The organism is Ruegeria sp. BG8 (genome assembly GCF_056538325.1).
On the sequence record NZ_JBQFSZ010000003.1, the window covers coordinates 46,339 to 68,472 of the forward strand.

The window sequence follows — 22,134 nt, forward strand, 5'->3', positions numbered from 1 at the left end:
GTCTTTAGCAGACACGCTAACTCAACCGAATCCTTCATGGCTTTCGGACCCCCAGCTCGAAATGCCTGCCTTCGGCAAAGGCACTTTCGACCAACAAGATGGTAATCACCTCGACTGTGCCTTGCCGGCCTTCATGGGTCAGAATTGCCAAAGCGCCATAATCATCTGCCAACGCCCGCAATACGCCTACCATCACGCTCGCGTAGCCCGGCAAACCAGGGTAGCAATGCAGCTGGTATTCCGAAGCCGTCACTTCCCGAAGTTCCAGAACCGGCAGGCGCAGGTCAGAGACCGCCAACCTGACCCGATCCGACAAATCATCCAGAGAATGCAGAAACTCCACATAGCTTCCGCCTCCAAAGCGCAATAAGCGGCGCAGGTCCTCCATGTTAGGATGTGAAACCAGGTACGTTCCGAGATCCTCAAGAACCTCTGGCCGTGGTCGCTTCAACTCAGAACATAATCCGTCCAGAACGCGTGTTGTCACATCTTGGTCGTAAATCAGCATGGCTTCGAATTCGGTGAAACCAAGCCCCGCAATCTCTGTCACCCTAAGCCAGCACGATTGCCCGTAAGTCGCGCACACAAAAGACTGTACCGCTCGATTTATCAGACCATGCATGAGGAGCCTCGACTAGCGTTCCTGCGCAGTCTGACTCGAAAAACCTTAACAAATTACCAAAACGACCCGTCCAGCGCCTGGAAAAGCACCAAATACCCTATCGGAAGACTTTGAATTTAAGTCAGAAATCTGTCGGAGCCCCGCCTTCTGCCTTACGGCGCGCGACAAAGTCGGCCAATTCGTCGCGGATCCCGTCATCAATTGCCGGAGGCTCAAAACTGGTGATGATCTCCTTGAACATGTGATGCGCTCGTTCCGCCGTCCAAGTCCCACCTGCGACGTTCCACCCCTCGAAGTTTTTCCAATCGCTTAGAAAGGGTTGATAGAACGCCGTAGTGTACCGGTCTTGCGTGTGCTGAATACCAAAGAAGTGCCCGTCATTTCCAACAGCACGTATCGCATCCAGTGCAATTTCATCAGGGCCCGTGTTTGTGATTTCCGGCTGCATATACCGCTGGATTTGCTGTAGAACTTCGCAATCCATAATGAATTTCTCAGGGCTCGCGATAAGCCCCCCTTCCAGCCATCCGGCTGCGTGGTACACCATGTTCGTCCCCGATTGAACCGCCGCCCAAAGCGAGTTTGACGTTTCCCAAACAGACTGGCCGTCAGGCACATTGGCTGCGCACACTCCCGAGGATCGCATGGGCAACCCGTAATACCGCGCCATTTGGCCTGTCATCTGGGTCGAGCGCATATACTCTGGTGTCCCAAAAGCTGGCGCTCCGGATTTCATATCCACGTTCGACGTAAAGGTGCCGATGACGCAGGGAATGCCCGGTCGAACATATTGAAACAAGGCGATCGCGCATAATGCCTCGGCCAAAGACTGCGCCACTGCGCCCGCCATCGTCACGGGGGCCATCGCACCTGCCAAGGTAAAGGGTGTCACCACAATCGCCTGTCCGCGACGCGCCAGACGCAGACATCCGTCAATCATCGGGTGATCATGTTTCAGTGGCGATGTCGAGTTGATGTTGGTGTACATGCGTGGCGTGGACTCAAATTCCTCATGACTAAGCCCGCCTGCAATGCGCACCATCTCCATCACGTCTTCGACGCGTTCTTTCCCCAAAGAATAAGCGTGCATTGCCTTATCGGTGAGGGTCAGCTTGTCATACAGAACGTCCAGGTGTCGAACGCTGGCATGGATATCGACCGGCTCAACCGGGTATCCGCCAGCAAAGTGGATACAGTTGAAATATTGGGTCAACTTAAGCAGATTCCGGCACATTTCGCGGTTGCCCGGCACCTTGGTGCCGATTTCCATATCCCAGTAATTCGGCGGGGATGAGACATTCCCGAACAGCAGGTTTTTACCGCCAATCTCGATCTTCCGGTTCTCATTGCGCGGCGTGATCGTGAAACTGGACGGTGCCTTTGCAACCATCTCCATAACAAAATCGCGGCCCATCCGCACATTGTCGCCGTCAATCGTGCAACCCGCCTCTCGAAGAATACCGATAGCTTCTTCGTTGTAGAACTCGACCCCGATCTCTTCGAGGATACGCATCGCCCCCTCGTGAATTGCCTCAATCCCATCTGCACCCAGCGGCTCGGTGGGTTTGTCTATGTTGATTGGTGGGTTCCAGGGCATCTGATCAATGACGGCACTGCCCCGACGCTCGGCGGCACCGGCACGTCCTCCGCTACGACGTCTGCGCGATTTTGTATCTGCCATGGGACCCTCCTGGAGCTTGCTTAAACCTGAGCAAGCCCCGAACATGGGCAACTGGCCGCTCTATCTGCGACACATTATGTCGGTTTTTTATTCCGAACAGTCGAATCCTGGTCAGAGTCTACCGGTTTTCACGAAGCCAGTCGGGGATATGCCCTATGTTGGGCAAGACAACATCAGCCATTGGGGCCAAATCCTCGGCCTGCGCCAAGCCTGTCAGAACACCAACCGTTTTCATTCCGGCCGCGCGTCCGGCTTGCAGATCGTGGAGGCTGTCACCGACCATCGCGACCTGCTCGGGGGCTAACTCCACATGCGCAGCAAAAGCCAGCAACTGCCCCGGACCCGGTTTGAAGCCATGGCCACTGTCATACCCGGCAACAAAATCAAAATGGTCACGAATACCTGCGGATGCGAGATGCTCGAGCGCCGGTTTTTCACCGTCATTCGTAGCAACCCCCAGCTTAAGCCCGATTTGCCTTAATCCATTGAGTAATGGGGTCAAAGGCACAGCAGGTGCCTGCGGTGCAACAGCGGATTCTTCGTTCAGCAGGTCAATCAGATCACCAAGCTGAACGTCCGGCAAATGCGGAGCTAAGACTTCGGCCACCTCCTCAACAGTTCCAGCAATAACGATGCTATCGTCAGCATAGGTCAACTGCTCGAGGTCGAAGCCAATCTCGCGACCTAACTTTGCCGCCTTGTTCGCATCCCCATCCGTCAGTCGCAGCAGCGTGTTGCGCCCAAATGCGCCCCATGTGTCGGCAAAATCAAACAAGGTACCGTCCTTGTCGAAAAGGATCGCTTTGATGGGCATTGCAAGCTCCTGCTGGGTAAAAGTTCAGGTCCAGTGGACGTCTGCGCCACCCGTCAACATCGCTCGGGCCTGGTTGGGCATGTCATAAGGCACGGAATTGGCATCACAGAATTCGACAACCCAAGAATCGTCCATCAGCAGAAACTCAAGAACCGAAGTTAGAAATTCCGGCTCGGACGCTCTGTCCCTCAGGTCCTGAGCCGAAGCACCGGTAGACCCCAGGAAAACGGGTAAAAGTTCCTCGTTGCTGACCAGCCAACCCAAGACATTCAAAGCAAGCGTTTCGGCGGATTGGGCAGAGATCGGCATAAAGGGGTCTCGGATTCGATCTTGGAAAGGGTTTGTTAACCAGACTCATAAACACTTTAGCAACGCATGCAATCAACGGTGACAGATATGTCCGTGCAGGGAACCATCCTTGTCCTAGACGGGACCTCGACCAATCGCATCATGCTGAAGGTTCAACTGACCGCAGCGTGGTATCACGTCGTGCAAGGTGAAAAATTGCAAGGGCTTGCCGGATTGCTCAGGCGCACACGACCTGATCTGATCTTAACCGCTCAAAACCTGCCGGATGGAACCGCGTTAGACGTCAAACGGTTGGTTGCCGCTGATCCTGATATGGTGGATGTACCAGTGGTTGCCATCGCCGCTCAGAACGACAAAGGCGCGCGACTGAAAGCACTATCCGAAGGGTTGGATGACGTGCTTGTCCATCCGTTCAAAGATACGCTGCTATTGGCCCAGGTTCGAAGCTTGCTACGCGCGCGCGCCGAAGCACAGGACCTCAAACTGGATACAGCCTCTCAGCCTTTGGGTTTCGCGGAACCCGCATTGGGGCTGATAACACCGCCTAAAGCTGCGCGCGTTGCTCTGCTGACCCAATCGCCGCGTACAGGGTGCCTGTGGCAAAACGCACTGGAATCGAGAATACGGCACAAGATGGCAGTGCATAGCATGTCCAACCTGCATGGAGTGCTATCCGACCCTGCCCCAGATGCCATCGTGATTGAGGTAGGATCAAAACCTTCCAGTCTGAGCATACTCGCCGATCTGAAATCACGCGGTGCCACGCGCCGCACCGTGCTGCTGGCCGTGTTGAAAGATCACGACGCGAACCGCGCGTCAGAGGCATTGGACCGAGGAGCAGATGCCGTGTGCATGGGGGGGTTTTGTGCACAAGAGGTTGCTCTGCGCCTCAAATCCCAGATCGAACGAAAAACCCAGCTGGATCGGATGCGAGATTCGTTACAGCTCAGAATTACCGAGTCGTGGATTGATCCGCTGACCGGCCTGCACAACCGCCGTTACGCCATGCGCGCGATGGACCAGATAGCACGAAAATCATCGCGATGTGGGCAAGGCTTTGCTGTCATGCTGGCCGATCTGGACCACTTCAAATCCATCAATGACCGTTACGGACACGCGGGTGGTGACATCGTACTCACCGAAGCTGGCACCAGAATGGAACGCGCCATAGGTGAAGACGGATTCGTGGCCCGGATCGGAGGAGAGGAATTCATGATCGGCCTGCCCGAGACCACACAGGCCAAAGCGCTGACCGTTGCCCGGGCCCTTTGCAATTGCATCCGGCAAAAACCGTTTGCGCTGCCCAACAACGCAGGATTTGTTCCGGTTACAATCAGCGTTGGACTTATCGCGGCCGAGCCGTCGCAGTCTGGCCTCGCACCATTGGATCATCTTATCAAGTCAGCTGATACAGCACTGTACGCGGCAAAGAAGGCCGGGCGAAACCAAGTCAGATGCAGGCAGAACGCGGCCTGAGCACCTCAGTCCTTCTTATTGCGGCCATGCGGACCACGTCGCACCACTTCTTGCAAACGGTCCGCATAGGTTTGGCGTTCTGCGTCGCTCATGGCGATAACCCGGGCCAGCCATTTTTCTTGCAAATTCAACTGCAGATCCGCCAAGTGCTGAGCCTGCTGCGCCAGCAGCACTGCAACGTCTTCTGGGTCGAATGGAACTGCGCGCAAGGCTGCGTCAAGTTCGGCGAAATCCTCCGCCCGCTGCTTTGACCCGGAGCGATGCCGATCCGGCAGCTCTTTGCGGAAAGCTTTGCGATCCTCTTTTGGCAAGGCGCGGAACAGGGCCAGTCCAAATCCCGGGGGCGCTTTGGCATGATCGCCCCCCTTGACGCGAAGAACCGTTCCCACGGCGACCCCGACAATCAAAAGGTTCAAACCTAGCGAAATCGCCAGCAGGATCGGCAACCACCTACGTTTTGGTTTGGGGGCGTCGCTCATTCCGCGTCCTCCAGATAAGATGCATCAAGATCTGCCAGGGCAATGCTTGTGACGGGATCAAAAAAGTAGTTCGCCGGGTCCGGTAGAAAGCCCGGCGCAGCAAACCCAATCCAAACGCCAACAACGCTGGCAGTGACCAGACCGCCCAAACCCTGCCAGCCCCCTAAACCCCGCACCAAACGGGTCCAAACTGACGGGCTGGGCTGCGGTTTGTGCGCAAGGGTCGCCAGACGCACCGTTTCGGCATCCGTCTGAATACGCACGACCAGATCGTCCGACAGATCAGGGCGCTCTTGGCGCGCCGCCGCGAAAAGTTCATCCAGATGCTTTTCATCTTCCGTCATTTTCGTACCCCAGTTCTTCCCGACGTCCGGCCAGCAAGGCGGCCAGTGTCCTCTTCCCTCTTGCGGTCAAACTTTCAACCGCTTCTACGGAAACACCCATAACCCCGGCAATCTCGGGGTTGGGTAATTCTTCGATATGCCGCAAGATTACGGCTTGCCGCTGACGTTCAGGCAATTGGTCCAATGCCGACTGCAGCGCATCCCTACGGGCCTCATCCTGCATTTGCTCGGCTACGGTGCGTTTCCCGTCTTCAGGCTCTGGCACATCAGCCAACCGGTCCGGTTTTTGACGCCTCAGATGATCAACGCAAAGGTTCATCGTGACACGGTACAGCCACGTGGACACTTTCGCCTGCCCCGAGACCCAATCCGGTGCCGCTTTCCACAGGCGCATCATCGCATCCTGCGTGATATCCTCGGCCTCTGCCCGGTTGCCGAGCATTCGCATCGCAACCGAAAAAGCCCGCGGCCCCAGCCGATCCGTAAGCACACGGGCCGCCGTCGCATCCCCGCGCGCGAAAAGGCCCAGCAATGCATCATCGCTGGACGTGCTCGCGGCGCAGGAAACGCCGCGAACATCCTCAGTTGAGGAGGTCAGATCCTCCATCCTGCATCAGCTATCGTCAGAGTCCGTTCCCGGCCGTTTCTTGTGGTGGCGGTCTCTTTTCGCCTTGGCATCGGCAAACTCCTGTTCCGAAATCGACCCATCATTGTCGGCATCGATACGGTCAAACATCTTGTCAGCACGGCGCGGTTTGGGCAACTCATCCTGGCTTAGAAAGCCATCTGCGTTGGCATCGTGCTTTTCAAACATCTTGGCCACGCGGTCATTTACCTTTTTCTGGCCTGCCGCCTGCATTTCTTCGACGGTCAATTGCCCGTCTCCATCAGCATCAGCCTCGGTGAAGCGCTTGCTGCGATGGGCCTGCATTTCTTCTTTGGTCACCAGACCATCACTATTGGCGTCCAGTTCCTGGAAAGTCACAGGTTCGCGATCGCGCGGCCCTGCAGCCAATACAGAAGTTCCCGTAACGGCCACAGCCGCAATTACGATGGCCGGGATGAATTTGGCGCTTTTCATATCGTTTTCCTTTGTTTTGCGGCTCATTCGCCGCTGCTCACATAGGTTCAAACGGCGCTATTTCGGATTTCCGTCGCGAGAAATCAAAAAAGTTTTGCACGAACTTTGCCGGTGCAAAGCGACGCACCCCCCTTTAAAGTTACACGAAACATGCGCAATATCCGCCGACCAGAACCCATGAGTATCACAATGACAGATCAGACAATTGACACGCACGCGGACACCGAACGCCAGACCTGGCCCGCATTGGTGAAAGGATTTCGCTGCCGCTGTCCTAAGTGTGGTGAAGGGAAGCTGCTGCACAGCTACCTGAAGGTGAATGACGAGTGCTCGAATTGCGGTCAGGAGCTGTTTCATCACCGTGCAGATGACGGCCCGGCCTATCTGACGATCCTTCTGGTGGGTCACTTGCTCGCGCCTGCGCTGCATGTGTCCTATGTCCATTGGCGGCCAGAGCCCCTGACCATGTTCCTGATTTTCGCGATTGGCTGTACTGCGCTGTCGCTGTTTCTGCTGCCGCGCCTTAAGGGTGCTGTCGTTGCGTATCAGTGGGCGCGGCGTATGCACGGTTTCGAAAAATCCGAGTAACCCGGCAGATCACGCGGGGACGCTCATGACGGTAGATAAGTCTGCAATTCGAAACGCATCGACCGTTATCGTCCTGCGTGATCGTATGACATCACCTTCCATTCTGATGGGTCAACGGGGCGCCAAAGCAGCCTTTATGCCCAATAAGTTTGTTTTTCCCGGAGGCGCTGTCGATCCAGCGGACGCTCAGGTACCTTTGGCCAGCGGCCTGTCATCACTGTGCCATGACCGTCTGGCCGAGCGTTCCGATCCGGGTTTGCAACACGCGCTGGCCGCTGCCGCAATCCGAGAGTTGTGGGAAGAGACGGGGTTAATTCTGGGTCAGCCCGGCAAGTGGCCAACCCAAGCCCCAGAAGACTGGCAAGCCTTCGAACAATTGGGTTTTTGTCCCTCGGCCGAGGAATTGCAGTTCGTGTTTCGCGCCGTGACGCCTCCGGGCCGACCAAGGCGTTTCGATGCACGATTCTTTTTGGTGGACGCGTCGGCGATACAGATGGATCTGGACGATTTCTCGCGCGCCTCTGATGAGTTGTCGCATTTGCAATGGGTCCCGCTCGACCGCGCGCGCGAATTCGACCTGCCCTTTATCACCGAAGTCGTCTTGGCCGAGGTGGCCGCACGTGTCGACGACCCTGCCCCGCCCAAATCTGTCCCCTTCCTTTTGAACAAGGATGAGGAAAGCCTGTTTTTCAAACTAAAAGGCTACCAGATGCCGCTTACAGACTGATCGGTCTGGCTACTTCATCCGACTGATAACCGTCGTGACCTCAGGCTTTTTGCCGATCTCGGATTTTGCGGTCTGGCGCACGATACGGCGCAATGCTTCTTCCAACTTGTCGTCATCCCGAAGGGTTTTCGCGTCGGCCCGCATCAGAAACTGATTGAGGTCTTCTTCAAGAATCTCGACCAGCGCCGCCCGCGATGATCCAAGTTCAGGCAATCCCATCGTATCGCACCAGGGCTCCCCCAAAGGCTCATCTTCCTCGTCCAGAATGACGGTGACAGTAACATGGCCATTCAACGCCATCCTGATACGATCGCGCACCACACCATCAAGGGCACCGACTTTGACTGTGCCATCCAGATAAGTTCGCCCAGTCTCGACATAATCGACAACACTCGGTGCATTTCCGGTGAGATCGAGCATCGTGCCGTTCACGGCGAGTATACCCGTCCGCCCGCCAGCTTCGGCTAATTTGGCATGTTCGCGCAGGTGCCTGTGTTCCCCGTGCATCGGGATGACCATCTGCGGGTCAATCAGTGCATGCACTTTTTCAAGGTCAGGTCGGTTCGCGTGCCCCGATACATGGTAAAGGCCCGAGCTGTCATCCACGACGTCCACGCCCTTTTCACTCAGCTGGTTCATGATGAAGATCACGCCCCGTTCATTGCCCGGGATGGTCTTTGACGAGAACAGGAACAAGTCGCCCTCTTTCAATTCCAGACCGCGGTACTTGCCACGTGCAAGCTGCGCGCTGGCTGCACGACGCTCGCCCTGACTGCCGGTCACAATCAGCATCAGGTTTTGTCGCGGAACGTCCAATGCTTCTTCCGCGCTGATCACCTTGGGGAAATCCGACAGAATGCCGGTTTCAGTCGCCGCTTCGATCATTCGGCGCATGGCGCGCCCGAGCAACACAACGGATCGCCCTGCCCTTTGACCTGCCTCGGCCAATGTCTTTACTCGCGCAACGTTCGACGCAAAGGTCGTGGCAACAACCATGCCGCTAGCTTCGGCGACCAGCTTGGTGATCTCTGGCCCGACCTCGGATTCCGAACGCCCGGCATGTTGCGAGAACACGTTTGTGCTGTCGCACACAAGCGCCTTGACCCCCGGTTTCGCGACTTCCGACCACAAATCGGGGTCGAAAGGTTCACCCACAACGGGATCGGTATCCAACTTGAAATCACCGGAATGTACGATCCGCCCCTCGGGCGTATCGATCACCAAAGCAGCGCTTTCGGGAATCGAATGCGAAACTGGCAGGAAGCCCACCGTGAACGGCCCGGCCGACACTTGCTCGGGCCACGCCGATGCGGTGCGAACAGCATCTTCGGGATGGCCGTACTCTTCCATCTTGCGGCGCGCGATATTGGCAGTGAATGCGCGCGCGTAGACAGGGGCACCCAAGGCCTCATAACAATGGGCGACGGCGCCGACATGATCTTCATGCGCGTGGGTGATGAACACGGCCTCAAGCTGGTCGGCCCGTTCGCGCAACCATGAAATATCCGCGTGGATCAGATCGACACCCGGTGTCGTATCCATGTCAGGAAATGTCACGCCCAGATCGACCAGAATCAGCCGTTCCTTGCCCGGCGTTCCATAGCCGTAGACATAGGCATTCATTCCGATTTCGCCGGCTCCACCCAGCGGCATATAGATTAGTCGTTCATTGCTCATGCGGAGCCATTTTCCTTATTGTATTGATTTATCACGGTCAGACCGTGCATCGTCAGATCATCTTCGATCACGTCAAAACCTACGTCCGCCTGATCAAACAGCGGCGCCAGCCCACCGGTTCCAACGACTTTCATCGGCATTCCATATTCCGCCCTGATCCGAGCGATCAGCCCCTCGATCAGACCGGAATACCCCCAATACACGCCTGATTGAATGCAGCCAACCGTATTCGTGCCGATGACTTTATCCGGGCGCGTGATGTCGATATGCGGCAACGCGGCCGCGCCTTGGTGCAGGGCTTCAAGGCTCAGGTTGACGCCGGGAGCGATGATGCCACCGACATAGGCCCCATCCGATGCAACGACATCAAAATTGGTTGCCGTTCCGAAATCGACCACAACCACATCTCCGCCGTGCCGATCATATGCGCCAACTGCATTGGCAAGCCTGTCCGGCCCGGGCACGGTGCCCTGATCCACCCGAGGGGCGACAGGCAGCAGACATTCCGGTTTGCCAACCACAAGCGGGCGGCACCCAAAGAAACGGTCGGCGAAAATACGCAGGTTGAACACCACACGCGGCACGGTCGAGGCTATGATGACATCTGAAATATCAGCCTCGATCCCGTAATGCTTCACCAGCGTCGAGTACCAGGTAAAATAGGCATCAGCCGTCCGGGAATGGTGTGTCGACGTGCGCAACGTGCACAGAAAGTTCTCTCCATCCCAGATCGAGAAGACAGTGTTCGTATTACCGCAATCTATCGCCAGAAGCATCTGCGCCCCCTTTAGAAATACACTTCCGCCGCTGGTATGCTCACGCGACCTTTGGCGGTGTTTAAGACAAGGTTGCCAGATACGTCTACCGTTTCAAAGGTTCCGATAGTTTCAGAGGATGCCGTTCGGGCGGTTATAACCTCACCCAACCGAGCAGCGCGCGCCAGCCAGGCCGCGCGGATAGGCTCGAACCCATAGGTCGAGAACTGAGTTTCATACTTCGCGTAGGCTGCAGCCAGTTCAGTCAGAAAATCTTCGGGCGTTACATGAGCACCCGTCTCGGACAGCAGCGAGACCGGGCGAACCGCGCCCTTTTCGACGGCATGGGCGGGAGGCGCTTCGGATAGGTTCACCCCTATCCCGATCGCAAGATGGGTGACGTCCCGGCCCTGCCCGGTGCTTTCCAAGAGGATTCCGGCCAGTTTCCCCCCGTTCAGCAAAACGTCGTTAGGCCACTTAAGAGACAGACCAGTCGCACGACCTGTGACGGAGACACAGGCGTCAAACAAAGCCAAAGCCGCAACAAAGCTCCGCAGTGCGGCATCTTCGGGTGCTCCGTCTGGTCGCATCAGCAATGTAGCCGCCAGATTACCCTTTGGGTTGGCCCAGGCCCTGCCCCGACGCCCACGCGCGGCAGTTTGATGATGCGCCATGATCCAAGTCGGGCCCTGTGCTGCTGGGGCGATCCGCGCGGCCTCGTTCAGGGTGCTGTCGACTTGCTGCAAGATGTGCAGCCCATATCCGGCAGGCCACTCAGTCATGATAAAAAGGCCCGGTCGAATGACCGAGCCCCCATTCCTGGTTTCCATCAGTATCAGTTGACAAGCGTCGCCGCTGCTGCCGCTGCAGCACCTTCCACGCCAAACTGGTAGAACACGCCAATCAGCATCAAAGCCGCCGATCCCATCAACGCCACCCAGAGAACCGGAGTGGAACGTGTTTCGATCGGGTCTTCGTTCTCGGCTCCGAAATACATGTAGAACACGATCCGCAGGTAATAGAACGCACCGATGACGGACGCGATTGCCGAAACGATAACTAACCCGGTCAGACCCGCGCTGACACCAGCCTGCCAGACGCCGAACTTGGCGAAAAAGCCCAGCATCGGCGGCACGCCCGCAAGGCTGAACATCAGGATCAGCACAGCCAGCGCTTTGCCCGGATCACGTCGGGAGTACTGGCGCAACGCGTCGATATCGGTGATGGGTTTGCCATCGCGCTCCATCATCAGGATGAAGGCGAAAGTACCGATATTCATGGTCACATAGATCGCAAGATACATCAGCATCGCTTTGATGCCCATTTCCGTACCGGCTGCCAGACCAATCAACGCATAGCCCATATGGGCAATCGACGAAAACGCCATCAGTCGCTTGATATCGCGCTGGCCAATCGCGGCCACTGCACCCAACAGCATCGACAGAACCGAGAGCAGAACGATCACCTGCTGCCAGTCCTTCACGACACCCCCGAAGGCGTCATGCAACAGACGCGCGAACAGTGCCATCGCAGCGACCTTCGGCGCGGTGGCAAAGAACGCGGTGATCGGTGTAGGCGAACCCTCGTAAACGTCGGGCGTCCACATGTGGAATGGCACGGCGGAGACTTTGAACGCCAGACCAGAGATCAGGAAGACCAGGCCGAAAAGCAGACCAATCGAGACGTCTCCATGATGGACAGTCTGGATGATGCCCGAGAACAGCGTGGTGCCGGTAAAGCCGTAAACCAGCGAGGCACCATACAGCAGCAAGCCCGAGCTGAGAGCGCCCAGAACAAAGTATTTCAGACCGGCCTCAGTGGATTTCGCGCTGTCGCGGCGCAAGGCGGCCACGACATAGAGCGCCAGCGATTGCAGCTCCAGCCCCATATAAAGGGACATCAGATCGCCTGCGCTGACCATCATCATCATACCCACGGCGGCCAGAGCCACCAGCAGAGGGTATTCAAACCGCAACAGCCCACGACGCGCCATGTAATCCTGGCTCATCAACAAAACGGCCGCTGCGGATAGCAGAATTGCAACCTTGGCAAAGCGCGAAAATCCGTCATCCACGAACATACCGTAAAAGGCCACGTTAACACCGTCGCCATTGGTGGCAATCCAGATCGCCAGCAGCGCCATCAGACCCGAGGTCGCCCAAACCAGCGCGGGGGCCAACCCGTCTTTCGAGGTGTAGACAGCCCCGATCAGCGCCGCCATCGCATATACGGCCAGAACGATCTCTGGCAGGATGATTGTCAGATCAGCTTGGATCATGTCTCCAAAGCCCCCTTAATGCGAAGCGGCTGTCTGTGTCACGGCCTCGGCCGCGGCCAGAGCCGTGTCGTAGTTCGAAATCAATGCCGCGGTCGAGTCCCCGATGACGTCAGTCACCAGCGACGGGTAAACGCCTAACAGGATCGTCATGATGATCAACGGCGCGAACACCAGCCGCTCGCGCGAGCTCATGTCCGTCATCGCCTTTAGGCTTTCCTTGATCAGGTCGCCAAATACGACCCGGCGGTACAGCCATAGCGCGTAGCCTGCCGAGAAGATCACCCCAGTTGCTGCGACTGCGGTCACCCAGGTATTGACTTGGAAAGCGCCCATCAAAGTCAGGAATTCACCGATAAACCCGGATGTGCCCGGCAGGCCAACGTTCGCCATGGTGAACAGCATGAAGACCAGCGCATAGGCGGGCATCCGGATCACCAGACCGCCGTAAGCGTCGATATCACGCGTATGCATGCGGTCGTAGATCACACCGACACACAGGAACAGCGCAGCAGAGATAAAACCGTGGCTAATCATCTGGAAGATCGCGCCATCGATCCCTTGCTGGTTTGCCGCAAAAATGCCCATGGTCACAAAGCCCATATGCGCGACCGAGGAATAGGCGATCAGCTTTTTCATATCCTCCTGCACCAGCGCCACCAGCGAGGTGTAGACCACCGCGATGGCCGACATCCAGAGCACCAGGTCTGTCATCACCGCTGAACCCACAGGGAACATCGGCAGGCTGAACCGCAGGAAACCATAGCCGCCCATTTTCAGCAGGATCGCCGCCAGCACGACCGAGCCCGCCGTGGGGGCTTGAACGTGCGCATCCGGCAACCAGGTGTGAACCGGCCACATCGGCATCTTCACCGCAAACGAGGCAAAGAACGCAAGGAACATCAGCGTCTGCATCCCGCCTACAACGTACACGCCCAGCACGCTAAAGCTCTCAGACGAGAACTGATGGCTCATAAGCGCCTCAATGTCGGTAGTGCCCGCATCCGCGTACATGGCAACCATCGCAACTAGCATCAGCACCGAACCGAGGAAGGTATAGAGGAAGAACTTGAAGCTCGCGTAAATCCGGTTCGCGCCGCCCCAAATGCCGATGATCAGGAACATCGGGATCAGACCTGCCTCAAAGAACAGGTAGAACAGCACCAGATCCAGCGCCATGAACACGCCCAGCATCAGCGTTTCCAGCAACAGGAAGGCGATCATGTATTCCTTGACCCGGTCCGTCACGTTCCAGCTGGCAAGAATGGTCAGCGGCATGATGAAAGTGGTCAGCAGCACGAACAGAACGCTGATCCCATCCACGCCCATCTTGTATTTCAGGCCCAGCAGCCACTCACCCTCTTCCACCATCTGGAAGCCGGTGTTCGAGGGATCGAAGCCCGTGTAGATGCCAATCGAGACAAGGAACGTCACCGAGGTCGCAACAAGCGCGACCCATTTCGCGTTGCGCTGCGCTGCGTCGTCATCCCCATGCAGGAACAGGGCCAGAATGCCTGCCGCCACAGCGGGGATGAAGGTAACGATCGAGAGGATATTATCCATTAGTGCGTGCCTCCGCCGATCGACATCCAGGTGACAAGGGCTGCTATCCCCAAGACCATCCAGAAGGCATAAGTAAAGATATAGCCCGTCTGCGCCTTGCCTGCGAGGCGGGTGAAGAAGGGAACAACGCCCATAGCCACGCCATTCAGGAAGCCGTCGATGGTGTTTCCATCACCGCGCTTCCACAGGAACCGGCCAAGCGCGACTGTGGGCTTAACGAAGATCACGTTGTAGATCTCATCAAAGTACCACTTATTCTTGAGGAACAAGTACAGCGGGCGTTGGTTCTCGGCCAGACGCTCGGGAAGGTTTCCACGGTGAAGGCGAAATTCGAAACCTGCGACATATACCTTTCCATCGCTGACGTAGAAAAGCCAAGCCACGACAAAGCCCAGCAGCATCGCAACGGTCGGAGACCACTTCACCCATTTTGGAGCAGCATGCGCATCGTCCAGCACATGATTGTCTGGCGCGATATAAAGCGCGCCCTCGCCCGGCTCACCCGCGAAAACGTAATGATGATCGCCGTGGGCGTCTTTCTCACCATGACCGTCATCCGCGTGGTCGTCGCCATGGCCTTCATCTGCGTGGTTTTCATCGCCATGCGTGTCGGCTGCACCATGATCGGCATGTTCCGACGCCTCAGCCACCGGAATGCCGTAGAACTTACCGACCTTATCCGCGTGGCCGAAGAAATTGCCGTACCAGATCATACCCGCAAAGACCGCACCCAGCGACAGCACGCCAAGCGGCACCAGCATGACCATCGGGCTTTCATGCGCGTGGTCATGCGTATGCTTGTCCCCGCGCGGCTCACCATAGAAGGTCAGGAAAATCAGACGCCAGCTATAAAAGGACGTGAACGCAGCCGCCACGACCAGCAACCAGAAGCCATAGGACGACCCTCCGGCATAGGCGCTCTCGATGATGGCGTCTTTCGACAGGAAGCCCGCAAAACCAAAGTGAGTCAGCGGAATACCCACACCGGTGATCGCCAGTGTCCCGATCATCATCGCCCAGAACGTATAGGGGATCTTTTTGCGCAGGCCGCCATACTCAGTCATCTCTTGTTCATGATGCATGGCGTGGATCACCGAGCCTGCGCCAAGGAACAACAGCGCCTTGAAGAACGCGTGCGTGAACAGGTGGAACATCGCTGCCGAGTACATGCCGACACCTGCAGCGACAAACATGTAGCCCAGCTGAGAACAGGTCGAATAGGCGATGACCCGTTTGATATCGGTCTGCACCAGACCCACGGTTGCGGCAAAGAACGCGGTCGAGGCGCCCAGCACGGTGATGAACCCGGTCGCACCCGGTGCGAACTCCATCAGCGGTGACATGCGGCAAACAAGGAACACACCTGCAGTGACCATGGTCGCGGCGTGGATCAGCGCTGACACGGGCGTCGGGCCTTCCATCGCATCGGGCAACCATGTGTGCAGGATCAACTGAGCCGATTTCCCCATCGCACCGATGAAGAGCAGCACGCAGATCACTTCAATCGCGGTCCATTCACCCCAAAGGAAGTGTAGCTTTTCCTCGGCCAAAGCCGGGGCCGAGGCGAAGATGTCCGAGAAGTTGATACTGTCCGTCAGGAAGAACAGTGCGAAAATACCCAGCGCAAAGCCAAAGTCGCCCACGCGGTTCACGATGAACGCTTTCATCGCCGCCGCATTGGCACTCGGCTTGCGATAGTAGAACCCGATCAGCAGGTACGAGGCGACGCCCACGCCCTCCCAGCCAAAGAACATCTGCACCAGATTGTCCGCCGTCACCAGCATCAGCATGGCAAAGGTAAAGAAGGACAGATAGGCGAAGAAACGCGGCTTATAGCTCTCGCCCTCGCGCCATTGCGGGTCGTGATCCATGTAGCCGAAGGAATAGAGGTGCACCAGCGCCGAGACGGTTGTCACCACGATCAGCATGATCGCAGTCAGCCGGTCCAGACGAATGGCCCAGCTTGTCGACAGCGAGCCACTCTCGATCCAGCGCATGATCTCGATCTGTTGGGTCACACCGTCGAAGGTGAAGAACACGATCCACGACAGCAGACAGGCCAGAAACAAAAGGCCAGTTGCGGTCCACATGGCCGCTTTTTCACCAATGAACCGCCAGCCGAAACCGCAGATCAACGCGCCCACCAGCGGGGCAAAGAGGATGGTGGTTTCCATAGTTCTCTTAGCCCTTCATCATATTGACGTCTTCAACCGCGATGGTGCCACGGTTGCGGAAGAAGCAGACCAGAATGGCCAGACCAATCGCCGCCTCGGCCGCCGCCACGGTCAGTACGAACAGCGTAAACACCTGCCCGACCAGATCGCCCAGGAAGCTGGAGAACGCCACGAGGTTGATATTCACCGCCAACAGCATCAACTCGATGCTCATCAGCAGGATGATGACGTTCTTGCGGTTCAGAAAGAGACCGAAAATGCCGATGACGAACAGCGTCGCCGCCACCGTAAGATAGTGTTCAAGTCCGATCATCGTCTCATAGTCCCTCGAATTTGTCTTTCCCGTTGCGAAGTTCCGGGAATGCCGCAGCACAGGCGCAGTTTTCTGCAGTTTCAGTCGTCTCGTCGACTCTGAAGGCTTTGCTCACAAAGACTCTTTTCACGGAATCCCATGTCCGACTCGCAGTGTCATCGGTCATTTGACGCATGGTTCGCTCGGCCTCATCCCTTCGATCCAACAGAGTGTCGTCGAGCTCCCTATTGAGTTTCGTCACAATTTTTAGTGTCTGCCCCGTCTGACAGGCCGAGAAAATAAGGCTTTCAGATTCCGTACAGCCTGTCCCGTCCCAACAGAAAACTCCACCAAATTTATATGCAACTACCCCGTCTCCGACGATCTGATGGCCGGATTCAGAAAAATGGTAATCCGGCGACGCGAAACCGTCGCAATGCGACAAAGGAAACGCGCTTGCAACAACGGCCAGATTTACGAGTGCAAACCCAGATATCAAAGACCTTCTGATCACAACCCCTGCCCCGGTTTCACGTCCTTCAACTCCATCGCCTTGGCCGGGTCGCGCATCATCTGGCCGACGATGTCCTGACGCTTGATGTCCTGACGGTGGCGCAGGGTCAGCACGATAGCACCGATCATCGCTACCAGCAGGATCAGGCCCGCCAGTTGGAACAAAAGGAAGTATTGGTCGTAAAGGATGACGCCGAGTGCCTCGGTGTTGTGGCGGTCGGTCGGAACCGGTTGAGCAAGATTGGCCTCTACGCCTTGCGCGCTGTCCCATGCTCCGAATGCCATGACGAACTGCATCAGAATGACCAGACCGATCAGCAAGGCCAGCGGCATATAGCGGGCCATCTCGGCCTTAAGCTCGGCAAAGTCCACGTCCAGCATCATCACCACGAACAGGAACAGAACCGCGACCGCGCCCACGTAAACGATAATCAGCAGCATCGCCACGAACTCAGCCCCCAGCAGCACGAACAGCCCGGCCGAGGACAGGAAGGACAGGATCAGCCACAGCACCGAATGCACCGGCTGGCGGCTGATCACCGTGAACAGCCCGCCGGTGATGGCGCTGATGGCAAACAGGTAGAAGGCAAAAACGGTCATTGATCCTCATCCTCGTTATCGCCCAGAACCTCCTGCGCCAGATCCAGCGCGCGGGTCATGGCCGGGATGCCGGCAAAGACCGACATCTGACCGATCGTTTCCACGATCTCTTGTTTCTTTGCCCCTGCCTCAAGCGCGTGGCGGACGGTCTGGCGCACGGCGGTGTCGGCCTGTGCGCCCTGCATGGTCAGCCCGGCGAGGGTCAGCAGCAATCGGGTCTTGGCATCCAGCCCGTCGGTGTTGACGGTGTTGCCAAACATCATCTCCATGACCTCTTTCGGCATGGTTGGCCACAGCGCCTCGAACCCTTTGGGCGAGAAATTCTCCATCGCCGGGTTCATCGCTTTGGCCATGTCCTGGGCCTGCTTCATCATTAGCTCAAACGGATTTGTCGGCGTGTCACTCATCTGTACGGCGCGTCCATTTCCAGATTGCGGGCGATCTCGGCTTCCCAGCGTTCGCCGTTATCCAGCAGTTTTTCTTTGTCGTAGAAAAGCTCTTCGCGGGTCTCTGTGGCGAATTCAAAGTTCGGGCCTTCGACGATAGCATCGACTGGGCAGGCTTCTTGGCAGAAGCCACAGTATATGCACTTGGTCATGTCGATGTCGTACCGCGTGGTGCGACGGGAGCCGTCTTCGCGCGGTTCGGCGTCGATGGTAATGGCTTGCGCCGGGCAGATCGCTTCGCACAGTTTACAAGCGATGCAGCGTTCTTCGCCATTCGGGTACCGGCGCAGGGCATGTTCTCCGCGAAAGCGCGGCGACAGAGGGCCTTTTTCGTGCGGATAGTTCACGGTGGCTTTGGGGGCGAAGAAATACTTCAACCCCAGCTTCATGCCGACCCAGAAGTCCTGCAGCAGAAAATACTTGGCAGCGCGGGTATAGTCGATTTGTGTCATATCAGCCTCCTACACTCCAACGGGCGAACGCGCCCCAGAACCAGTCGAACTTCGCTGCGAAGGCCACGAAAACCACCCAAGCCAGCGAGAACGGCAGGAATACTTTCCAGCCCAACCGCATCAATTGGTCATAGCGGTAGCGGGGCGTGATGGCCTTGACCATCGCGAAGAGGAAGAAGAAGAACGCCATCTTGGCAACCATCCACAGCACGCCATCCGGCAGTCCCGGGATCGGGGACAGCCAGCCGCCGAAGAACAGCAGCGTGGTCAGCGCGCACATCAGGAAGATGGCGATGTATTCGCCTGCCATGAACAGCAGGAACGGCGTGGCCGAGTATTCGACCTGATACCCCGCGACCAGCTCTGATTCCGCCTCGGGCAGGTCAAAGGGTGGCCGGTTCGTTTCAGCCAGTGCCGAAATGAAGAACAGGAAGACCATCGGGAAATGCGGTAGCCAGTACCAGCTGAAGAAACCAAACCGTCCGTCCTGCGCCTCGACAATATTGCCGAAGTTCATCGAGCCGGTCGAGATAATGACGCCGATGATGATCAGGCCAATGGACACCTCATACGAGATCATCTGCGCGGCCGAGCGCAACGACCCAAGGAACGGATACTTTGAGTTCGACGCCCAACCACCCATAATCACGCCATAAACCTCAAGCGAGGATACAGCAAAAACATACAGGATCGCGACGTTGATATCTGACAGAACCCAGCCGTCATTGAACGGTATCACGGCCCAAGCGATCATCGCCAGAACGAATGAGGTCAGCGGCGCCAACATAAAGACCGTGCGGTCCGCACCTGCCGGGATCACCACCTCTTTGACCACATATTTCAACGCGTCGGCCACTGATTGCAGCAGGCCATAGACGCCCACCACGTTGGGGCCGCGGCGCATCTGAACGGCCGCCCAGATTTTGCGGTCGCCATACACGAGGAACAACAGCGAGATCATCACAAAGGCAACAACTGCAAGCACTTGTGCCAGAATGATGACGGCTATTCCGCCTGGGGTGTTAAAGAATTCAGCCATTGGTCCTCACACCGTGGGTATTCCGTTTTCCGCGTGCGATGCATAGGCCAGTTGCCTGCGCATGATGCGGCTGGGTCGGCGCGTTGGTGTAAACAGCATCTACCGCCATTGCGCCACCCTTATTATTGAATTTCACACGCAATTCAGGCGCGGCTATCTGCCACCCGGCCGCCGCGCGCGTCTTCGATATGAAATGCGTCAGTTTCATTCAGCCGCAATCTTTTCAGATTTACGAGCTTGTGCCTGAGCCGATAGCTCGGCCATCAGTTGCGAGGCGCGCGCAATCGGATTGGTCAAATAGAAATCTTTGATCGCATAACGGAAGCTGGCATCCCCCAGCTTTCCTGTATCCAACGCAACCACGTCGTTTTCAATCACTTGGTCGATCTGCGCCAGATGCGGCACGGCTTCTATCAAGGCAGTGCGCAGCTGCGCCAACGAGTCAAATGGCAAAGTAGCATCCAGCTCAGCCGACAACGCGCGAAGGATGGCCCAATTCTCCTTGGCTTCACCTGGTGCGAATCCGGCACGCATAGCCAGCTGTGGGCGACCCTCGGTATTCACGAACAGGCCGTTTTCTTCGGTATATGCAGCACCTGGCAGAATAACGTCTGCGCGGTGGGCGCCACGGTCACCATGGCTGCCCTGATAGATCACAAAGGCACCTTCGCCGATCTCGACCTCATCCGCACCGAGGTTATAGATCACGTCCGCTGCGCTGACCGCATCCATGCCGCTTTCGTTAGTGGCATCGACATCCATTGCACCGACGCGCGACGCAGCAGTATGCAAAACGATCAAACCGCTTTCTGTATTCGCGGCAATCGCCTGCGCAGCCGCCAGAACGGCAGCTCCATCAGCCTCTTGCAGCGCACCTTGACCAACAATGACCAGAGAGGGCTTGCCCTTGATCTCATCATCGCCGCCCATATCGACCGCCTGCTGCAAAGCCGCGCGGTCATCACCGATGTGATGGTATTCATAGGTCAGATCAACCGCAGGTCCGACGACAGCAACCTCGGCCCCATGAGCCCAGGCCTTACGAATCCGCGCATTCAGAACCGGAGCTTCATCGCGCGGGTTCGTACCAATCAGCAGAATGCGTTCGGCTGTGTCGATATCTTCGATTGCAGCGGTTCCAGCATAAGCACCGCGATTTCCAGAGGGCAGCTTAGCCCCATCGGTGCGGCATTCGACTACACCGCCCTGCCCTTCGACCATCTGCTTCAGCGCAAAAGCCGCCTCAACCGGGGCCAGATCGCCCACGATACCCGCCGGTTTCTCGGCCCCTTTCAACGCTTCAGCGGCCTTGGTCAGCGCCTCGGGCCACGAGGCCGGGCGCAGCTTGCCGTTTTCGCGCACGTAGGGTTTGTCCAGACGCTGACGGCGCAGACCATCCCATACGAAACGGGTCTTGTCGCTGATCCACTCTTCGTTCACGCCGTCATGGTTGCGCGGTAGGAAACGCATAACTTCACGCCCCTTGGTATCCACGCGGATGTTCGAGCCCAAAGCATCCATTACGTCGATGCTCTCGGTCTTGGTCAGTTCCCAAGGACGAGCCGTGAAGGCATAAGGTTTCGAGGTCAACGCCCCAACCGGACACAGGTCGATGATGTTACCCTGCAGGTTCGAATCCAGCGTTTGGTTCAAGTACGAGGTGATCTCGGCATCCTCGCCGCGCCCGGTCTGGCCCATTTGGGTGATCCCCGCGACCTCGGTCGTGAAACGCACACAACGGGTGCAGCTGATGCAGCGGGTCATCGCAGTCCCGACCAAAGGCCCAAGATCCAGATCATCAACCGCGCGCTTGGCTTCCTTGAAGCGCGTGCCCGACAACCCATAAGCCATCGCCTGATCCTGCAGATCGCACTCGCCGCCCTGATCGCAGATCGGGCAATCCAGCGGGTGGTTGATCAACAGGAACTCCATCACCCCTTCGCGGGCCTTCTTGACCATGGGCGAGTTCGTCTTGACCACCGGCGGTTCCCCCTCCGGTCCCGGGCGCAGGTCCCGCACCTGCATCGCGCAGGAAGCCGCAGGTTTTGGCGGTCCGCCGACAACCTCAACCAGACACATCCGGCAGTTCCCGGCAATCGACAGGCGTTCGTGATAGCAGAAACGCGGCACTTCGACCCCGGCCTCTTCACAGGCCTGGATCAGAGTCATCGCACCATCGACTTCGATTTCCTGTCCATCGATATTGATCTTGCGGAGGTCAGACATG

24 protein-coding genes are annotated in these 22,134 nt (G+C 57.2%); 3 read left to right on the plus strand and 21 right to left on the minus strand.

Annotation, left to right across the window (positions count from 1 at the left end):
• Positions 1-34: 34 nt before the first annotated feature.
• The 4 genes from ACR0DG_RS07710 to ACR0DG_RS07725 all read right to left on the minus strand — a co-directional run bounded on the left by ACR0DG_RS07710 (position 35) and on the right by ACR0DG_RS07725 (position 3,426).
• A complete protein-coding gene (locus ACR0DG_RS07710; RefSeq protein ID WP_480695946.1) occupies positions 35-622 on the minus strand; it encodes a heme NO-binding domain-containing protein in 588 nt (195 codons plus the stop codon).
• A 121-nt stretch (positions 623-743) separates the two neighbouring features.
• A complete protein-coding gene (locus ACR0DG_RS07715) occupies positions 744-2,303 on the minus strand; it encodes a trimethylamine methyltransferase family protein (RefSeq protein WP_480695948.1) in 1,560 nt (519 codons plus the stop codon).
• A gap of 118 nt (positions 2,304-2,421) precedes the next feature.
• Positions 2,422-3,117, minus strand: coding sequence for an HAD family hydrolase (locus ACR0DG_RS07720; RefSeq protein ID WP_480695950.1), 696 nt, complete (start codon positions 3,115-3,117; stop codon positions 2,422-2,424).
• Positions 3,118-3,141: 24 nt separating this feature from the next.
• Entirely contained in the window at positions 3,142-3,426 is a 285-nt protein-coding gene (locus ACR0DG_RS07725; RefSeq protein ID WP_480695951.1) for a DUF3572 domain-containing protein, read from the minus strand.
• 87 nt (positions 3,427-3,513) lie between these two features.
• Between ACR0DG_RS07725 and ACR0DG_RS07730 the strand changes: the two genes are divergently transcribed.
• Complete coding sequence (locus ACR0DG_RS07730) at positions 3,514-4,902, plus strand: diguanylate cyclase (protein WP_480695953.1); 1,389 nt, start codon at positions 3,514-3,516, stop codon at positions 4,900-4,902.
• A 5-nt stretch (positions 4,903-4,907) separates the two neighbouring features.
• Here the strand turns inward: ACR0DG_RS07730 and ACR0DG_RS07735 are convergent, their stop codons facing one another.
• The 4 genes from ACR0DG_RS07735 to ACR0DG_RS07750 are packed head-to-tail and all read right to left on the minus strand — an operon-like array spanning position 4,908 to position 6,833.
• Positions 4,908-5,381 (minus strand): periplasmic heavy metal sensor, encoded by a 474-nt coding sequence (locus ACR0DG_RS07735; RefSeq protein ID WP_480695954.1) that lies wholly within the window; start codon positions 5,379-5,381, stop codon positions 4,908-4,910.
• Entirely contained in the window at positions 5,378-5,725 is a 348-nt protein-coding gene (locus ACR0DG_RS07740) for a hypothetical protein (protein ID WP_480695956.1), read from the minus strand. The genes ACR0DG_RS07735 and ACR0DG_RS07740 overlap by 4 nt, the downstream gene beginning before the upstream one ends.
• Positions 5,712-6,332 carry an RNA polymerase sigma factor gene (locus ACR0DG_RS07745; protein ID WP_480695958.1) on the minus strand — a complete coding sequence of 207 codons (621 nt, stop codon included), beginning with the start codon at positions 6,330-6,332 and terminating at the stop codon, positions 5,712-5,714. Before ACR0DG_RS07745 ends, ACR0DG_RS07740 begins: the two co-directional genes overlap by 14 nt.
• A gap of 6 nt (positions 6,333-6,338) precedes the next feature.
• Positions 6,339-6,833 (minus strand): EF-hand domain-containing protein, encoded by a 495-nt coding sequence (locus ACR0DG_RS07750; RefSeq protein WP_480695960.1) that lies wholly within the window; start codon positions 6,831-6,833, stop codon positions 6,339-6,341.
• Positions 6,834-6,995: 162 nt separating this feature from the next.
• On the opposite strand from ACR0DG_RS07750, the gene ACR0DG_RS07755 reads away from it, so the two are divergent.
• Both ACR0DG_RS07755 and ACR0DG_RS07760 read left to right on the plus strand, forming a co-directional pair.
• On the plus strand, positions 6,996-7,394 hold the full coding sequence (locus ACR0DG_RS07755) for a DUF983 domain-containing protein (RefSeq protein WP_480695961.1): 399 nt from the start codon (positions 6,996-6,998) through the stop codon (positions 7,392-7,394).
• 25 nt (positions 7,395-7,419) lie between these two features.
• A complete protein-coding gene (locus ACR0DG_RS07760) occupies positions 7,420-8,121 on the plus strand; it encodes an NUDIX hydrolase (protein WP_480695963.1) in 702 nt (233 codons plus the stop codon).
• Between the two features lie 9 nt (positions 8,122-8,130).
• Here the strand turns inward: ACR0DG_RS07760 and ACR0DG_RS07765 are convergent, their stop codons facing one another.
• The 13 genes from ACR0DG_RS07765 to nuoG form a co-directional block, all read right to left on the minus strand.
• A complete protein-coding gene (locus tag ACR0DG_RS07765; RefSeq protein WP_480695965.1) occupies positions 8,131-9,798 on the minus strand; it encodes a ribonuclease J in 1,668 nt (555 codons plus the stop codon).
• Positions 9,795-10,574: a type III pantothenate kinase gene (locus ACR0DG_RS07770; protein ID WP_480695967.1), complete on the minus strand. Its 780-nt coding sequence runs from the start codon at positions 10,572-10,574 to the stop codon at positions 9,795-9,797. The genes ACR0DG_RS07765 and ACR0DG_RS07770 overlap by 4 nt, the downstream gene beginning before the upstream one ends.
• Before the next feature lie 11 nt (positions 10,575-10,585).
• Positions 10,586-11,335, minus strand: coding sequence for a biotin--[acetyl-CoA-carboxylase] ligase (locus tag ACR0DG_RS07775; RefSeq protein ID WP_480695969.1), 750 nt, complete (start codon positions 11,333-11,335; stop codon positions 10,586-10,588).
• Positions 11,336-11,388: 53 nt separating this feature from the next.
• Complete coding sequence (gene nuoN, locus ACR0DG_RS07780) at positions 11,389-12,831, minus strand: NADH-quinone oxidoreductase subunit NuoN (protein ID WP_480695971.1); 1,443 nt, start codon at positions 12,829-12,831, stop codon at positions 11,389-11,391.
• A 15-nt stretch (positions 12,832-12,846) separates the two neighbouring features.
• Positions 12,847-14,391 (minus strand): NADH-quinone oxidoreductase subunit M, encoded by a 1,545-nt coding sequence (locus ACR0DG_RS07785; RefSeq protein WP_480695972.1) that lies wholly within the window; start codon positions 14,389-14,391, stop codon positions 12,847-12,849.
• Positions 14,391-16,565: an NADH-quinone oxidoreductase subunit L gene (nuoL, locus tag ACR0DG_RS07790; protein ID WP_480695974.1), complete on the minus strand. Its 2,175-nt coding sequence runs from the start codon at positions 16,563-16,565 to the stop codon at positions 14,391-14,393. The genes ACR0DG_RS07785 and nuoL overlap by 1 nt, the downstream gene beginning before the upstream one ends.
• 7 nt (positions 16,566-16,572) lie before the next feature.
• The gene (gene nuoK, locus ACR0DG_RS07795) at positions 16,573-16,878 is read right to left on the minus strand and encodes an NADH-quinone oxidoreductase subunit NuoK (RefSeq protein ID WP_005984024.1); all 306 of its coding nucleotides are present in this window, start codon (positions 16,876-16,878) and stop codon (positions 16,573-16,575) included.
• Positions 16,879-17,367: 489 nt separating this feature from the next.
• Positions 17,368-17,970 carry an NADH-quinone oxidoreductase subunit J gene (locus ACR0DG_RS07800; RefSeq protein ID WP_170558473.1) on the minus strand — a complete coding sequence of 201 codons (603 nt, stop codon included), beginning with the start codon at positions 17,968-17,970 and terminating at the stop codon, positions 17,368-17,370.
• The gene (locus ACR0DG_RS07805) at positions 17,967-18,377 is read right to left on the minus strand and encodes a carboxymuconolactone decarboxylase family protein (protein ID WP_480695977.1); all 411 of its coding nucleotides are present in this window, start codon (positions 18,375-18,377) and stop codon (positions 17,967-17,969) included. The genes ACR0DG_RS07800 and ACR0DG_RS07805 overlap by 4 nt, the downstream gene beginning before the upstream one ends.
• Positions 18,374-18,868, minus strand: coding sequence for an NADH-quinone oxidoreductase subunit NuoI (nuoI, locus tag ACR0DG_RS07810; protein ID WP_039524264.1), 495 nt, complete (start codon positions 18,866-18,868; stop codon positions 18,374-18,376). The genes ACR0DG_RS07805 and nuoI overlap by 4 nt, the downstream gene beginning before the upstream one ends.
• Before the next feature lies 1 nt (position 18,869).
• Positions 18,870-19,907 (minus strand): NADH-quinone oxidoreductase subunit NuoH, encoded by a 1,038-nt coding sequence (nuoH, locus tag ACR0DG_RS07815; protein WP_480695978.1) that lies wholly within the window; start codon positions 19,905-19,907, stop codon positions 18,870-18,872.
• Positions 19,900-20,115: a hypothetical protein gene (locus tag ACR0DG_RS07820; protein WP_480695980.1), complete on the minus strand. Its 216-nt coding sequence runs from the start codon at positions 20,113-20,115 to the stop codon at positions 19,900-19,902. The genes nuoH and ACR0DG_RS07820 overlap by 8 nt, the downstream gene beginning before the upstream one ends.
• Complete coding sequence (gene nuoG / locus ACR0DG_RS07825) at positions 20,112-22,133, minus strand: NADH-quinone oxidoreductase subunit NuoG (RefSeq protein ID WP_480695982.1); 2,022 nt, start codon at positions 22,131-22,133, stop codon at positions 20,112-20,114. Before nuoG ends, ACR0DG_RS07820 begins: the two co-directional genes overlap by 4 nt.
• Position 22,134: the final 1 nt, after the last annotated feature.